Raw genomic sequence first — 13932 nt, 5'->3', positions numbered from 1 at the left:
CGCCGGGCGGGCACAGCTGCGTCTATCGCGCCGTGCCCATCATTGATGGCGTCGCTCGCTCTAATAGCGCCAGCGCGGTGGCGGGCGGCGCGGCGGGCGCGTCAGCATCAGCCCGAGCGCAAGACCGAGACCACCGGCAACCAGCAGGGCGCCGATCGGATTGTCCTGCACGGTCTTGGTCAACGCCTGCTGGCCGCTGCGAATGGTCTCGCCGCGACTCTCGTAAGTCTCCTTGGCATAGTTGACGGCGGTGTCTGCGGCTTCACGCGCGGCATCCTTGGCCTGCCCGTAGAGATTCTGCACCGTGCCGGCCGCTTCGCGCGCGCGGCCTGATGCTTCCGTCTTGCTGTCACCGGTCATTTCACCAACGGCACCTTCGGCCTTGCCGGCGAAATCCTTGGCGGCACCAGCGATCCGATCGTTATCCATCGCGGTCACTCCTCTCCATTGTCGGAGAAGGTAACCGGCGAGTGGCGCGGCGGTTCCTGTGATCAGAGGATCAGTCCGCCGTCGACGACGACGGTCTGGCCGATGATGTAGGCGGCGAGCGGCGAGGCCAGAAACAGCGCGGCACCAGCCATGTCCTGCGGGGTGCCGAGCCGCTTCAGCGGAATGCGCTCGAGCGCGCCTTCGAGCCGTTTCGGATTCGCGGTCGTCACCTTGGTCATCTTGGTATCGACCAGGCCCGGCGCGATGCCATTGACGCGAATGCCGTCCTCGGCCCAGGCCTGGGCAAGCGTCCGCGTCAATCCGACCGCGCCGGTCTTCGAGGCATTGTAGGCGGGATTGCCCATCGTCGAATGACAGGCGGCGGTCGAGCTGACGATGATGAGCGAGCCCGTGCTCGCGCTCAGCATCTTCTGGAATTTGGTCGCGCAGGCCATCAGGCTCATGAGGTTGACCTCCACGACCTTGCGAAAGCCTTCCATCTCGAACTCGCCGCGGCGGTAGATCACCGCGCCCTGCGCCAGCACCAGCACATCGAGCCGGTCGAAGGTTGGGTTGAATTGCTCGATCGCGCGAGCGTCGCTGACGTCGAGCTGCGAGTATTCCAGGCCTTCGAGATGCGACCCTTCCTCGGCCGAATAGTCGATCGCCTTGGCGCGCGTGCCGCAGACATGCACGCGCGCCCCCTTGGCGCGAAATGCCTGTGCGATGCCGTTGCCGATACCGCTGGAGCCGCCCACCACGAGAACCTGCTTGCCACTGAAATCGAGTTCGTTCATCGCCCGTTCCTCCGGTCGATCATGATCCGATCAGATTCATGGGATCATGATCTCATTTTTGTCTTGAGCATGATCTTTTCGAAAGACCGGTATCCACTTTTCCGGATCATGCTCTGATCTTGCTTGTTTGACCTGTCTGCGGATCGATGCCAGCCTTGTCAATCCTGCAACCAGCTCTCTCCATCCCACGAGTCACGCGATGTCCGATTTCAAACAGCTCAGCCGCTCGGTGAAAGGTTTGACCGTGCTCGTCACCGGCGCCGCCAGCGGCATGGGCCGCGCCACCGCGCTGGTATTCGCCGCCGAAGGCGCCAATGTCGCCGTCACCGATATCACCACCGAAGGCACGGATGCGGTTGCGCAGGACATCGGCAACAGCGGCGGGAAGGCCAAGGCGTGGGTGCTCGACGTCGCCGATCGCGACGCAATCCCATCTGTGGTCAACGACGTCGCCGCGCATTTCGGCGGGCTCGATATTCTCGTCAACAATGCTGGTATTTCCGTGCGGGTCGCGATCGACGATGACGGCTATGACGAGGCCTGGACCAAGGCGATCGCGGTGATGCTGACCGCGCATCAGCGCATCATCCGCGCCGCTTTGCCGCGCTTACGACAATCGAAATGCCCGCGCATCGTCAACATCGCCTCCACCGAAGCGCTCGGCGCTACCGCATTGCACAGTCCGTATTCCGCGGCGAAGGCCGGCGTCACCGGGCTGACACGCTCGCTTGCCGTGGAACTGGGGCGCGAGGGCATCACCGTGAACTGCATCTGCCCGGGCCCGATCCGCACCGGGATCACCGACCGGATTCCGGAGGAGCACAAGACGATCTACGCCAAGCGCCGCACCGCGCTCGGCCGCTATGGCGAGCCGGAGGAAGTCGCGCACATGACCTTGAGCCTGTGCCTGCCGGCGGCGTCGTTCCTGACCGGTGCGGTGATCCCGGTGGACGGCGGGCTGATGGCGCGGAATGCGTGATGCGCCGCAACGTCTCCAAGACGCTTCGCGCAAGGGGCCATGCGCCGGCGGCGCGTTGACACGGCAACGTCACGGGATAGCCTTTCCTCAAACGAAGCGGGAAAACCCGCCCGCACATGAGGAGAGAACGCCATGGCCATCGCGATCCGGCAGCTTCACCCGCATTTCGTCGGTGAGGTCACAGGGCTCGATCTGCGAAAGCCGCTGACCGGGCAGGAGGCGATCGAGGTCGAGGCGGCGATGGACAAATATGCCGTGCTCGTCTTCCACGACCAGGACATCACAGACGAGCAGCAACTGGCCTTTGCGCTGAACTTCGGCGAGCGCGAGAACGCGCGCGGCGGCACCGTGACCAAGAAGGAGGACTATCGCCTCGCCTCCGGGCTGAACGATGTCAGCAACCTTGGCAAGGACGGCAAGCCGCTGCCCAAGGATCACCGCACCCACCTGTTCAATCTCGGCAACTGCCTGTGGCATTCCGACAGCTCGTTCCGGCCGATCCCGGCGAAATTCTCGCTGTTGTCGGCGCGGGTGGTGAACCCGAAGGGCGGCAATACCGAGTTCGCCGACATGCGTGCGGCCTATGACGCGCTTGACGACGAGACCAAGGCTGACATCGAGGACCTGATCTGCGAGCACTCGCTGATGTATTCGCGCGGCTCGCTCGGCTTCCTCGACTATACCGACGAGGAGAAGGAGATGTTCAAGCCGGTGCTGCAGCGCCTGGTGCGGACCCATCCGGTGCATCGCCGCAAATCGCTCTATCTCTCATCGCATGCGGGCGCGGTGCGCGGCATGAGCATGCCGGAGGGCCGGCTCTTGCTGCGCGACCTGACCGAGCACGCGACCCAGCCGGAATTCGTCTATGTCCACAAGTGGAAGGTCCATGACCTCGTGATGTGGGACAATCGCCAGACCATGCATCGCGTCCGCCGCTACGACCAGTCGCAGCCGCGCGACATGCGCCGCGCCACCGTAGCCGGCACCGAGCCGACCGTCGCGCAGCAGGCGGCGGAGTAAATCGTGCTCGCACGCACGTCCGCTGTCATCGTCCGGCTTGACCGGACGATCCAGCATTCCAGAAACGGCGGTGAATTGAGCGGACAGGCTGCTGCTTACTGGATGCCCCGCCTTCGCGGGGCATGACAAGGACCTACGCGTGCCCGGCTTCGTTTGAGAGCATACCGACGTCGATGCCGATCTTGCGCAGGGCGCGCGAGTATTTGTCCTCGACGTCGTCGCCGAAGATCAGGTCCGGATCGGCGTCGCAATGCAGCCAGCCATTGTGCTGGATCTCGTTTTCCAACTGCCCCGGGGCCCACCCGGCATAGCCCAATGCCAGGATCGCATGCCTGGGGCCGGAGCCCTTGGCGATCGCCTTCAGGATATCGACGGTCGCGGTCAGGCAGATGTCGTCGTCGATATTCAGTGTCGCGTCCTGGATGAAGAAATCGCTGGAATGCAGCACGAAGCCGCGGCCGGTATCGACCGGACCGCCCTTCATCACCTTCATGGTCTCGGCATTTTCCGGCAGCTTGATCTGGTCGGCCTTCTGGATGATGTCGAGTTGCACCAAGAGCCCTGGGAAGTCGATGCTTCCGGCCGGACGATTAACGATGATGCCCATTGCCCCCTCGGCGGAATGCGCGCACATGTAGATGACGGAGCGCTCGAAGCGGGGGTCGCTCATAACCGGCATGGCGATCAGGATCTGGCCGTCGAGATAACCGCTGCCCGACGAATTGTCGCCGGTGACGGCAGCCTTGCCGCGGGCGGACTTTGGTGCTTTGCCTTCAGGAGTCATCTGAAAGGCCTCCATGCTGATTTGACATCCTGATATTGGGTGAGGCTTCTGTCAATCAAGCACAACGCCGCATTCGCGCCATCCATCACACGCAATTCAATGGTTTACGAAAGCACCAGCCGGTAAAGACGTCCCATGATCGCCATAGTTCCCATGCGGGTTGCTCTCGGCTTGCTAGCCACTCTCTCAGCCGTCTGGTCTGCAACCGAGCTGCACGCCGAGGATTCCTCGCCCTGGCAGCGGGACGCGCATTCCGCGGTGCGGCTGCTCGCGGGCTCGCGCAGCGGCGCGGTTTTGCTTGGAGGTATCGCCATCCAACTCGAGCCAGGTTGGAAAACCTATTGGCGTACCCCCGGCGATTCGGGCGTTCCGCCGCGTTTCGATTTCTCCAAGTCGGAAAATGTCGACGCGGTGACGGTGCTGTGGCCAGCGCCGATGAAATTCGACGACGGCGCCGGCGGCACCTCGCTCGGCTACAAGCACCAGGTCGTGCTGCCGCTCCGGATCGTCGCCAAGAACGCCGACAAGCCGCTGACGCTGCGCGCCAACATCAACTACGCGGTGTGCGAGAAACTCTGCATTCCCGTCGAGACCAGCGTCGAGCTTGCCTTTGCGAGCGTCGCATCCACCGAGGACGGCGCGCTGTCGTCGGCGCTCGACACCGTGCCGAAGCCGGCCAATATCGGCGATCCCAATCCGGTCACCATCCGCGACGTCAAGCGCAGCGGCAAGTCGACCGTGCTGGTCGATGTCGTCGCGCCCGAGAGCAAGGACGTCAGCCTGTTCGTCGAGGGGCCGACACCGGACTGGGCCCTGCCGGTGCCGAAGCCCGAGCCGAACCCGCCACCCGGGGTGAAGCGGTTCTCCTTCGAGCTCGACGGCCTGCCGCCGGGCGCCAATCCGGACGGCGCCGCGCTGAAATTTACCCTGGTCGGCGGCGACCGTGCCTACGAGTTCAACACCAATCTGGAGTGATGATGCATTCGTAGCCCGGGTGAAGCGCAGCGCAACCCGGGAACAGTCGTGCCCGCGGAAAGGCCGGCCCCAAATAGCGCGGAGCCTGTCATCGGGTGCGCGTCGCGCGACCCGTTGGCTCCATCCGGGCTACTTTCACCGCTATCCACCCAACCCATTCTTAACGTTTCGTTGATAGTTCAGGAGCCCTGTCGCAAACGCGCGGCATTTCCGGGAAATTTCCGCCTTGGCCGTGATGGACGCCCAATCCGCAACCGCTTCGCCCACGGGCATGATGGCGCGCCTGCGCGGGCTCCTTGGCGGCTCGGGCGAAGCGTCGGTCACGCGGCGGCTGGCGGGGACGATCTTCGTCATCCGCGTCGTCAGCGCCGTCGTCGCCTATCTCTCGCAGATCCTGCTCGCGCGCTGGATGGGGAGCTCGGATTACGGCGTCTATGTCTATGTCTGGACCTGGGTGCTGCTGCTCGGCAGCATGATGGATTTCGGCATTTCGGCCTCCGCGCAGAAGCTGATCCCGGAATACCGCACGGCAGGCGAGCACGCGCTGCTGCGCGGGTTTCTCTCCGGCAGCCGCTGGCTGACTTTTGCGGTGTCGACCATGGTTTCGCTGCTGCTCGCCGGCCTCGTAAAACTGCTGTCGCCATGGATCGACGCCGAAACGATCGTGCCGCTCTATATCGGCTGCCTGACGCTGCCGGCTTTCGTGGTCGCCAATACCCAGGACGGCATCGCCCGTTCGCATGACTGGATGCGGCTCGGGCTGATGCCGCAATTCATCGTGCGCCAGGCGCTGATCATCGGCTTCACCGCCGGTGCCGTCGTGCTCGGCTTCCGTCTCGGCGCCACCGCCGCGATGCTCGCCAGCGCGGCGGCGGTGTGGATCGCCATGATCGGCCAGATGCTGGTACTCAATCACAGGCTCGCGGCTCATGTCGAGCCGGGCGAGAGCGCCTACGATGTCAGCGGCTGGCTTGCGGTCTCGCTGCCGATCCTGCTGGTCGAGAGTTTTTATCTGCTGCTGTCCTACACCGACGTGCTGGTGCTGCAGCAGTTCCGTTCCTCCGAGGAGGTCGGCGTCTATTTCGCCGTGGTGAAGACGCTGGCGCTGGTGTCATTCATCCACTACGCAATGTCGGCGACGACGGCGCATCGCTTCGCCGAATACAACGCGCTCGGCGACAAGGCACGGCTGTCGGCCTATGTCGCGCATGCGATCCAGTGGACATTCTGGCCGTCGCTCGCCGCGACCATCCTGCTGCTTATCTTCGGCAAGCCCCTGCTCTGGCTGTTCGGGCCGCAATTTGTTGTCGGCTATGACATCATGTTCCTGGCCGCCATCGGGCTTGTGGTGCGCGCTGCGATCGGCCCGGTCGAGCGGCTGCTCAACATGCTCGGCCACCAGAAGATCTGCGCGCTCGCCTATGCGCTCGCCTTCGTCATGAACCTGGTGCTATGCGTCGCGCTGGTACCACGCTTCGGCGGCCACGGCGCCGCTGCCGCGATGTCGATCGCGCTGACGTTCGAGACCGTGCTGTTGTTCTGGATCGTCCGCCGGCGGCTCGGGCTGCACGTGCTGGCGTTCGGCAACAAGGCGGCCTAGTCCTGCAGCGCGGGCGCCGCCGGATCCGTCACCAGGAGCGCATCGAGCATCTTGCGGCCCGACGTGTCCGCCTGCATCAAGGGATCGGACTTGAACGTCGCCTTGAGAAAGCCCGAGACGGCGCGGATGCGTGGCACAAATTGCAGATCGCTGTGCACGTTGATCCATACCTCGCGCGACGTCGACAGCTTGTCGTGAAGCACCGCGATGAGGTCATCGCGGCCGGCGACGGCGAAGCTCGGCAACAGCACCAGCCCCAGTCCGCCGGCGGCGGCGTTCATCTGCGCAATCATGCTGTTGGAATGAAAGCTGACTGTAGGGCTCCTGATGATGTCGTCGAGCCAGCGCACGGAGTCGAGCTGAATCAGGTCGTCGATATAGGTGACGAAGCTGTGGCGCGACAGCTCGGCCGGCTTCTCCGGCATCCCTTCGCGCTCCAAGTAGCTCCGCGAGCCATACAGGCCGAGCTGAAAGCAACCGATCCGCTCCGACACCATCCCCTGACCTCTCGGCTGGAAGAAGGACAGGAAGAGATCGGCTTCGCGACGGTTCACGGAAACCGCCTGCGGCGAGGTCAGGAGTTCGACCGTCAGGCCGGGGTGCTGCCGTCTGAGGGCGGAAAAACGGGACGCCAGATAGAGCGACGCGATACCTTCCATCGTTCCCAACCGCACCCGTCCGGCGGTACGGCCACCGCCGGATTGCACCTCTTCCCGCATCGCGATGACGGCGCTTTCGATCCGGTCCGCGTGGCAGAGCAGGCGCTCGCCGACCTCGTTGACCCGCAGGCCCGATGGCGAGCGCTCGAACAGCGCCGCGCCGAGCGTACTTTCGAGATGCGCGATGCGGCGGCTGATGGTCGATTGGTCGACACGAAGCCGCTTGGCCGCGCTGCCGAGGCTGCCGCCGCGGGCCGCCTGCAGGAACACCTTGAGGTCATCCCAGTCGAGCGAATTGAACTCGTGCATGATGGCTTCATACGCAAGAGCTGTGCCAGCTCGTGCAGAAGGGCAGTTCAGCACAGCCCGAGGTGAGGCGGATTGTCGCCACCTGCAAGGCGTCTTGCAGGATTGCCTATATCCAGGCCGAACGGAAGCCAATTAGCCTGTCCAAAACAAAGGACAGGCCGATGCTTCCCCACTTCAAGGCCGCCGCCATCCATGCGGCGCCGGTATTTCTCGACCGACAGGCGACCACCAAAAAGGCGATTTCGCTCATTCGCGAGGCAGCCGGCGCCGGCGCCGAGATTGTGGCGTTTTCCGAAACTTTCATCCCGGCATTTCCGGTGTGGGCTGCGCTATCGGCCCCGATCGACAATCACGATCTGTTCGTCCGCATGGCGGATCAATCGGTGCTGATCGACGGCCCGGAGGTCAAGGCGATCCGTGACGAGGCGCGCGCGCTCGGCATCATGGTGTCGATCGGCATCAGCGAGAAAACGCCCGCAAGCGTCGGCGCGATCTGGAACTCGAATCTCCTGATCGGCGAAGACGGCGAAATCCTCAACCACCACCGCAAGCTGGTACCGACCTTCTACGAGAAGTTGATCTGGGCCAATGGCGACGGCGCCGGCCTGCGGGTGGTCGACACCAGGCTCGGCAAGATCGGGCAATTGATCTGCGGCGAGAACACCAACCCCCTTGCCCGCTATTCCTTGATGGCGCAGGGCGAGCAGCTACACATTTCGAGCTGGCCGCCGGTATGGCCGACGCGGCGCCCGGCCATCGGAGGCAACTACCACATCGCATCCGCGGCGCGGATTCGCGCCAGCGCGCATTGTTTCGAAGCCAAGGTGTTCGGCATCGTCACAGCCGGCGTGCTCGACAAGGCGGCCCGCGACATGCTGGTCGAGCGCGATCCCTCGGCCGCGGCAGTGCTCGACGCCACTCCGCGCGCGGAAAGCTTCTTCCTTGATCCGACCGGCGAGCAGATCGGCGACGTCCTGCGCGACGATGAAGGCATTCTCTATGCCGACATCGACCTCAACCGTTGCGTCGAGCCGAAGCAGTTTCACGACGTGGTCGGCTACTACAATCGCTTCGACATTTTCGACCTCAGCGTCAACCGTCGCCGTCTCAGCCCCGTCTCGTTCACGGAAGCCGCGCCTTCGATGGAGGCGGCCGGGGTTCCCGCTCGCGTTGATGAAGTGCGACCGAACCCAGCGCATACGGGATGCTGATGCCAATTCGCAGCGCCACCGCCGATACAGCGGTGATGAACAGGGAAGGTGTGTGATGAAGTTCGATCGTCGTCAGCTTTTGCTCGGAGGCGCCGGCGCCGCGGCCGGTCTCATGCTGCCAGGCGCCGGCGCGCTGGCGCAGTCGCCGGCCAGCATCGGCACGTTCCCCGATGGCGTTTCGGCGGATTCGGTCTTCGTCGGATTGACCATTCCGCTCACCGGCGTGTTCTCCGGCGACGGCGGCGATCTCAAGCTCGGATATGAACTGGCGATCGCGCAGATCAATGCCGGCGGCGAGGCTGCGCAGAAATGGGGACTGTCCGGCAAGGGCGTGCTCGGCCGCCAGATTCGCTACAAGGTGTCGGATACCGAAGGCAAGCCCAATCTGGACGTGCAGAGCGCGACACAGTTCATCCAACGCGACAAGGCGATCATGCTGGCAGGCTCGGTCTCGAGCGCGAGTGCGATCGCACTTGAGGAGCTAGGTTCCCGAGAAAAGGTTCTCTACATGGTCGGCATTGCCGGCTCCAATGATATCACCGGCAAGAACTGCCAGCGCTACGGCTTCCGCTCGCAGCAGAACGCCTACATGGCGGCAAAGGCGCTCGCGCCGGTGGTCGCAAAAGCGCTCGGCAAGAACATCAAGACCGCCTATCTCGTGCCCGACTATACCTACGGCCACACCGTCTATGACAGCTTTGCCAAGTTCTCCAAGGAGCAGGGCTGGCAGCAGGTCGCCAAGGAGGTCGTTCCTCTCGGCACCACCGATTACAGCTCGGCCCTGCTCAACATCGCCAACAGCGGTGCAGACGTGTTCGTCAACATCGCGTTCGGCGCCGATGCGGTCGCCTCGACCAAGCAGGCCGAACAGTTCGGCGTGCTCAAGCGCATGAAGCTGGTCGTCCCCAACCTGTCGTCGTTCCAGGACAAGGAACTCGGCGCCGAGATCATGCAGGGCGTCTACGGTAGCTGCGATTTCTGGTGGACGCTGCAGGATCGCTATCCGCTGGCGAAAACTTTCGTCGAGGCCTTCGTGGCACAGAACAAGTATCATCCGCGCTGGGGCGCCCATATCGGCTACATGCAGACCTATCTTTGGGCGCTCACCGTGGAGCGCGCCAAGACGTTCCATCCGGTCGAAGTCATCAAGGCGATGGAGAACTCGAAATCGCAGCCTTATGACACCACGATAGGAAAGGTCTATTTCCGCGCCGAGGATCACCAGATGGTGCGCCCGATTCCGATCCTGCGCGGCAAGGCGCCGGCCGAAATGAAGAACCCCGAAGACTTTTATGAGATCGTCGACGTCGCCGACGGCGAAAGTGCGATGAACCCGCCGGAATTCTTCGGCTGCAAGCTCGGCCCCTATACCTGAGCCGCGACGATGCCGAGCTGGCCAGCCCTCATCTCGCAGGCTTTCAACGGCCTGGCTCTCGGATCGCTGCTGGCGCTCGTCAGCAGCGGGCTGACGATCATCCTGGGTACGCTCGGCGTCCTGAACTTCGCCCATGGCGCGCTGTTTGCGGTGGGCGCCTACGCCGCCTTCGTGATGCTGCAATACACGCACTCATTCGTGCTGACTGTCGTCGTCGGCTGCGGCTTCATGCTGGCGCTCGGCGTCCTGCTCGAGCGCACCATCATCCGCCTGTTCTACAACCGTCCGCATGAAGACCAGATCCTCGTCACTTACGGCATCGGCATCGTGCTGGTGGAGTGCGTCCGCGCGATCTTCGGCGGCAACGCACAGCGCGTGCCGACGCCATCCTGGGGCCAAGGCGCCACCCAGCTCGGATTCCTGATCTACCCGACCTACCGCCTGCAGTTGATTGCGATCGTCGCCATGCTGCTGCTCAGCCTCTATCTCGTGCTCTATCGCACCTCGATGGGCCTCGTTGTCCGGGCGGGCATCGAGAACCCCGGCATGGTCGGCATTCTCGGCATCAACCTTCGGCGCACCTTCCTCTTGGTGTTCGCCATCGGCGTGGTGGCGGTGGGACTCGCGGGGATGCTCTACGCGCCGGTCGTGGCGGTGACGCCCGACATGGGCGCGAATTTCATGGCGCAATCATTCGTTGTCATCGTGCTCGGCGGCCTCGGCTCGTTTCCCGGTGCCGTCATCGGCGGCCTGATCGCCGGCGAGATCATCAGCCTGACCAGCGCGTTCAACTCCTCCTATTCCGAAGTGATGCTCTATGCGCTGATGGCGCTGCTGCTAGTGCTGCGACCGCAGGGGCTGTTCGGCTCGGAAGGCCGGGTATGAAAGCTGTTCGATCGGGCGAAGCGCGGAAGTACCTTCCGGAGCTTTCTGTTCTTGTCCTGCTGTTGGCGGCGCCGGTCGCGTTGCCGCATCTCGGCTTTTCCACCGACCTGCTGACGCGGGTGCTGAACTGGGGCTTGATCGGCCTTGGCTTCGACATCCTGTTCGGGCTCACCGGGCTGCTGTCGTTCGGACAGGCCGCATTCTTCGGCGTCGGCGGTTTTGTCACGGCCTATCTCTTGGTTTCAGGCACATTGAGCAGCGTGTGGCTGGCGCTCGCCGCCGGCACTGTGGCAGCGGGGCTGTTTGGTCTTGTCGTCGGCTGGCTCGCGGTGCGTCGGATCGGCATTTACTTCACGATGATCACGCTGGCCTTCGGCCAGATGGCCTATTTCATCGAGAATTCGCCGTTGTCGAACTATACCGGCGGCGAGAACGGCATTCCGGGCGTGCCGGTGCCGACGCTCGGCTTCGGCGAACATGCCATCCGCATCAGCGCTGGTCTGCCGATGTACGCGCTGTTTGCCGTCATCTTCTTCGCCGGTTACGTGCTCGCGCGGCGTATTGTCCATTCGCCGGTCGGTGCGATATTGCGCGCGATCAAGGAGAATACCGGTCGCGTTGCGATGCTCGGCCACAACGTGGCGGCCTACAAGCTGACCGCGTTCGTCATCGCCGCACTCTATGCCGGGCTCGCCGGCGGCCTGCTCGGCTCGTTCCAGAGCTACATGCCGCCGGACGCCTTCTCGCTGGAGACGTCAGGACAACTGGTGGTGCAAACCATTGTCGGCGGCGCCGGCACGCTGATCGGGCCGCTCATCGGAGCCGCAGTTTGGATGTGGCTGCGCGACAATCTGCAACTCATTCCAGCCTTCGCCACGCTGTGGAAGCTCGTGCTCGGCATTGCCTTTATCGTGCTGGTGATCGGCCTGCGCCGCGGCATCTGCGGGGAGATCGCCCATTGGTGGACCGAGCGGCGCGATACTGCGGCGCTGCGTGCCGCCGAAGCCGCGACACTGGCGATCGAGGCGTCGGGCGATGCCGTCACGATAACTCTGGCGAGCCACGCACGAGACATCGTGTTGCCATTGCCGGCGCCCAAGAGAAGCGAAAGTAGAGGCGAAAGCGAGATTGCGCTCGAAGCACGTTCGCTGGCGCGCCACTATGGCGGATTGAAAGCGGTCGACGGCGTTTCCTTCAAGGTGCGCTGCGGCACCATTCACGCCGTGATCGGCCCCAATGGCGCCGGCAAGAGCACGTTGTTCAAGATGCTCCTGGACGAGGTCAGCCCGACCTCCGGGGACGTGCTGCTGTTCGGAACAAGGATCACCGGGTCGGGTGTCAGCCAGGCCGCCCAGCTCGGCATCGCCAAGAGCAACCAGCTCAACCAGCTATTCCCGAACCTGTCCGTACGCGAGAACCTGCGCATCGCGGCGCTGGGACGCCGCCGTGGCCCGATGCGCATCGATCTGTTGCGGTCTGCGGACAGCCTGCCGGACGCCGAACAACAGGTCGACTCGGTGCTGGCGCTGCTCGACCTTATCGAGCGCGCCGAGACGCCGGCGCACATTCTGGCCTATGGTGAAAAACGGCGGCTCGAAATCGGCATGGCGCTCGCCACCAGCCCGAACGTTCTGCTGCTCGATGAGCCGCTCGCGGGCATGAGCCCCTCGGAACGCGCCGCCACCTGTGCGCTGATCCGTGACATCGCGCGCGCATGCACGATCGTGATCGTCGAGCACGACCTCAATGCGATCTTCGGACTGGCCGAGCAGATCACGGTTCTCTACGAGGGGCGTTTGCTGGCAGACGGGCCGCCCGACGAGATCCGCAGGAATCGGCAGGTTCAGGATGCTTACCTTGGAGGATTGCACGCGCATGAGCCTGCTTGAGGTCGACCGCATCAACACGCTGTACGGCGATTCCCACGTCCTGTTCGACGTTTCGATCCGGGTCGAGGAAGGCGAAGTGGTGGCTTTGCTCGGCCGCAACGGCGCCGGCAAGACCACCACGCTGCGGTCGATCATGGGTGTGCTGGCGCCGCAGAGCGGCCAAATCCGACTCGATGGCAAGCCGATCGCCGGCCTCCCGCCATCCGCCATCGCCAACCTCGGCGTACAGCTCGTTCCCGAGGAGCGCGCGATTTTCGGCGGCCTCACCGTGGAAGAAAACTTGCGCATCGCCGCGCTGACCGCGCCGAACGCCTGGTCATTCGAGCGGATCTACGCGATGTTTCCGCGGCTGAAGGAGCGCCGCAGGTCATTGGGGCGAACGTTATCCGGTGGCGAGCAGCAGATGCTGGCGATTGCCCGCGCCTTGATCCGCGATGCCCGCATCATCCTGCTCGACGAGCCATTCGAGGGGCTCGCGCCATTGATCGTGCGCGACCTCGTCACGGTGGCGCGCAATCTCGCCGCCGAAGGCCGCACCATGATCGTCGTGGAGCAGAATGTCACGGCAGCCCTCAGCTTCGCCCACCGCGTTTACGGCCTCAACAACGGCCACGTCGTGTTCGAAGGCACCTCGGCCGATCTCGACGCCAATCCCGACCTGGCGCGCGACTTTCTCGGCATTGCGGCGTAAGCTACGCTCCGGCGCCACCATCTTGATGGGCCATGGCATTTCCGGCCGGGGTGGCATATAATTTCGCGATGACCGCAGCAGACCTCAAAAATCTTTTGGAACGTGTTCAGGCGTGGCCGGAAGCCGCGCAAGATGAACTTGTCGCCGTCGCAGAGCAAATCGAGAGTGAATTGCGGAGCGACGAGTATGTCGCAACGCGTGAGGAACTGCTGGCGATTGATGCCGCGACAGCCTCGATCGATGCTGGCGAAGTTGCGACCGAGCGTGAGGTTGAGGCTGCCTTTGCGAAGTTCCGCGCGAAATGAAGCTTGTTTGGTCTCGGCGAGCGC

At 63.8% G+C, this 13932-nt stretch carries 14 protein-coding genes; 10 read left to right on the top strand and 4 right to left on the bottom strand.

Going from position 1 to position 13932, the window contains the following annotated elements; all coding sequences use genetic code 11:
* Nucleotides 1–60: 60 nt before the first annotated feature.
* Nucleotides 61–429 carry a CsbD family protein gene (locus tag I6F35_RS01935; RefSeq protein ID WP_225115941.1) on the bottom strand — a complete coding sequence of 123 codons (369 nt, stop codon included), beginning with the start codon at nt 427–429 and terminating at the stop codon, nt 61–63.
* A gap of 62 nt (nt 430–491) precedes the next feature.
* Nucleotides 492–1226 (bottom strand): SDR family oxidoreductase, encoded by a 735-nt coding sequence (locus tag I6F35_RS01930; RefSeq protein WP_225115940.1) that lies wholly within the window; start codon nt 1224–1226, stop codon nt 492–494.
* Nucleotides 1227–1425: 199 nt separating this feature from the next.
* Between I6F35_RS01930 and I6F35_RS01925 the strand changes: the two genes are divergently transcribed.
* Nucleotides 1426–2205: an SDR family NAD(P)-dependent oxidoreductase gene (locus I6F35_RS01925; RefSeq protein WP_225115939.1), complete on the top strand. Its 780-nt coding sequence runs from the start codon at nt 1426–1428 to the stop codon at nt 2203–2205.
* 132 nt (nt 2206–2337) lie between these two features.
* A complete protein-coding gene (locus I6F35_RS01920; RefSeq protein WP_225115938.1) occupies nt 2338–3225 on the top strand; it encodes a TauD/TfdA family dioxygenase in 888 nt (295 codons plus the stop codon).
* 133 nt (nt 3226–3358) lie between these two features.
* On the opposite strand, the gene I6F35_RS01915 is transcribed toward I6F35_RS01920, so the two are convergent.
* Nucleotides 3359–4009, bottom strand: coding sequence for a YqgE/AlgH family protein (locus tag I6F35_RS01915; protein WP_225115937.1), 651 nt, complete (start codon nt 4007–4009; stop codon nt 3359–3361).
* Nucleotides 4010–4144: 135 nt separating this feature from the next.
* Between I6F35_RS01915 and I6F35_RS01910 the strand changes: the two genes are divergently transcribed.
* Together I6F35_RS01910 and I6F35_RS01905 are read left to right on the top strand one after the other, a co-directional pair.
* Nucleotides 4145–4984: a protein-disulfide reductase DsbD domain-containing protein gene (locus I6F35_RS01910; protein WP_225115936.1), complete on the top strand. Its 840-nt coding sequence runs from the start codon at nt 4145–4147 to the stop codon at nt 4982–4984.
* 226 nt (nt 4985–5210) lie between these two features.
* Entirely contained in the window at nt 5211–6584 is a 1374-nt protein-coding gene (locus tag I6F35_RS01905; RefSeq protein ID WP_225115935.1) for an oligosaccharide flippase family protein, read from the top strand.
* On the opposite strand, the gene I6F35_RS01900 is transcribed toward I6F35_RS01905, so the two are convergent.
* Entirely contained in the window at nt 6581–7552 is a 972-nt protein-coding gene (locus I6F35_RS01900; protein ID WP_225115934.1) for a LysR family transcriptional regulator, read from the bottom strand. The genes I6F35_RS01905 and I6F35_RS01900 overlap by 4 nt on opposite strands.
* A 161-nt stretch (nt 7553–7713) precedes the next feature.
* On the opposite strand from I6F35_RS01900, the gene I6F35_RS01895 reads away from it, so the two are divergent.
* From I6F35_RS01895 to I6F35_RS01870, 6 genes are read left to right on the top strand one after another with little or no spacing between them, the layout of a single operon-like run.
* Nucleotides 7714–8763: a carbon-nitrogen hydrolase family protein gene (locus I6F35_RS01895; RefSeq protein ID WP_225115933.1), complete on the top strand. Its 1050-nt coding sequence runs from the start codon at nt 7714–7716 to the stop codon at nt 8761–8763.
* Nucleotides 8764–8818: 55 nt separating this feature from the next.
* A complete protein-coding gene (locus I6F35_RS01890) occupies nt 8819–10138 on the top strand; it encodes a substrate-binding protein (protein WP_225115932.1) in 1320 nt (439 codons plus the stop codon).
* Nucleotides 10139–10147: 9 nt separating this feature from the next.
* The gene (locus I6F35_RS01885) at nt 10148–11023 is read left to right on the top strand and encodes a branched-chain amino acid ABC transporter permease (protein ID WP_225115931.1); all 876 of its coding nucleotides are present in this window, start codon (nt 10148–10150) and stop codon (nt 11021–11023) included.
* Nucleotides 11020–12912 carry a branched-chain amino acid ABC transporter ATP-binding protein/permease gene (locus tag I6F35_RS01880; RefSeq protein ID WP_225115930.1) on the top strand — a complete coding sequence of 631 codons (1893 nt, stop codon included), beginning with the start codon at nt 11020–11022 and terminating at the stop codon, nt 12910–12912. Before I6F35_RS01885 ends, I6F35_RS01880 begins: the two co-directional genes overlap by 4 nt.
* Entirely contained in the window at nt 12899–13603 is a 705-nt protein-coding gene (locus tag I6F35_RS01875) for an ABC transporter ATP-binding protein (protein WP_225115929.1), read from the top strand. Before I6F35_RS01880 ends, I6F35_RS01875 begins: the two co-directional genes overlap by 14 nt.
* Before the next feature lie 32 nt (nt 13604–13635).
* Nucleotides 13636–13908, top strand: coding sequence for a hypothetical protein (locus I6F35_RS01870; RefSeq protein ID WP_225115928.1), 273 nt, complete (start codon nt 13636–13638; stop codon nt 13906–13908).
* Nucleotides 13909–13932: the final 24 nt, after the last annotated feature.

The sequence above is a fragment of the Bradyrhizobium sp. BRP22 genome (assembly GCF_020194175.1).
Taxonomy (GTDB): Bacteria; Pseudomonadota; Alphaproteobacteria; order Rhizobiales; family Xanthobacteraceae; genus Bradyrhizobium.
This window is presented reverse-complemented; position numbering and strand designations above follow the sequence as displayed.

What these genes read in the sequence shown, in the direction of transcription:
- I6F35_RS01900 (WP_225115934.1), bottom strand. Translation starts at nt 7,552, where the DNA reads ATGCACGAGTTCAATTCGCTCGACTGGGATGACCTCAAGGTGTTCCTG.
- I6F35_RS01935 (WP_225115941.1), bottom strand. Translation starts at nt 429, where the DNA reads ATGGATAACGATCGGATCGCTGGTGCCGCCAAGGATTTCGCCGGCAAG.
- I6F35_RS01930 (WP_225115940.1), bottom strand. Translation starts at nt 1,226, where the DNA reads ATGAACGAACTCGATTTCAGTGGCAAGCAGGTTCTCGTGGTGGGCGGC.
- I6F35_RS01920 (WP_225115938.1), top strand. Translation starts at nt 2,338, where the DNA reads ATGGCCATCGCGATCCGGCAGCTTCACCCGCATTTCGTCGGTGAGGTC.
- I6F35_RS01870 (WP_225115928.1), top strand. Translation starts at nt 13,636, where the DNA reads ATGGCATTTCCGGCCGGGGTGGCATATAATTTCGCGATGACCGCAGCA.
- I6F35_RS01880 (WP_225115930.1), top strand. Translation starts at nt 11,020, where the DNA reads ATGAAAGCTGTTCGATCGGGCGAAGCGCGGAAGTACCTTCCGGAGCTT.
- I6F35_RS01875 (WP_225115929.1), top strand. Translation starts at nt 12,899, where the DNA reads ATGAGCCTGCTTGAGGTCGACCGCATCAACACGCTGTACGGCGATTCC.
- I6F35_RS01915 (WP_225115937.1), bottom strand. Translation starts at nt 4,009, where the DNA reads ATGACTCCTGAAGGCAAAGCACCAAAGTCCGCCCGCGGCAAGGCTGCC.
- I6F35_RS01925 (WP_225115939.1), top strand. Translation starts at nt 1,426, where the DNA reads ATGTCCGATTTCAAACAGCTCAGCCGCTCGGTGAAAGGTTTGACCGTG.
- I6F35_RS01890 (WP_225115932.1), top strand. Translation starts at nt 8,819, where the DNA reads ATGAAGTTCGATCGTCGTCAGCTTTTGCTCGGAGGCGCCGGCGCCGCG.
- I6F35_RS01895 (WP_225115933.1), top strand. Translation starts at nt 7,714, where the DNA reads ATGCTTCCCCACTTCAAGGCCGCCGCCATCCATGCGGCGCCGGTATTT.
- I6F35_RS01910 (WP_225115936.1), top strand. Translation starts at nt 4,145, where the DNA reads ATGATCGCCATAGTTCCCATGCGGGTTGCTCTCGGCTTGCTAGCCACT.
- I6F35_RS01885 (WP_225115931.1), top strand. Translation starts at nt 10,148, where the DNA reads ATGCCGAGCTGGCCAGCCCTCATCTCGCAGGCTTTCAACGGCCTGGCT.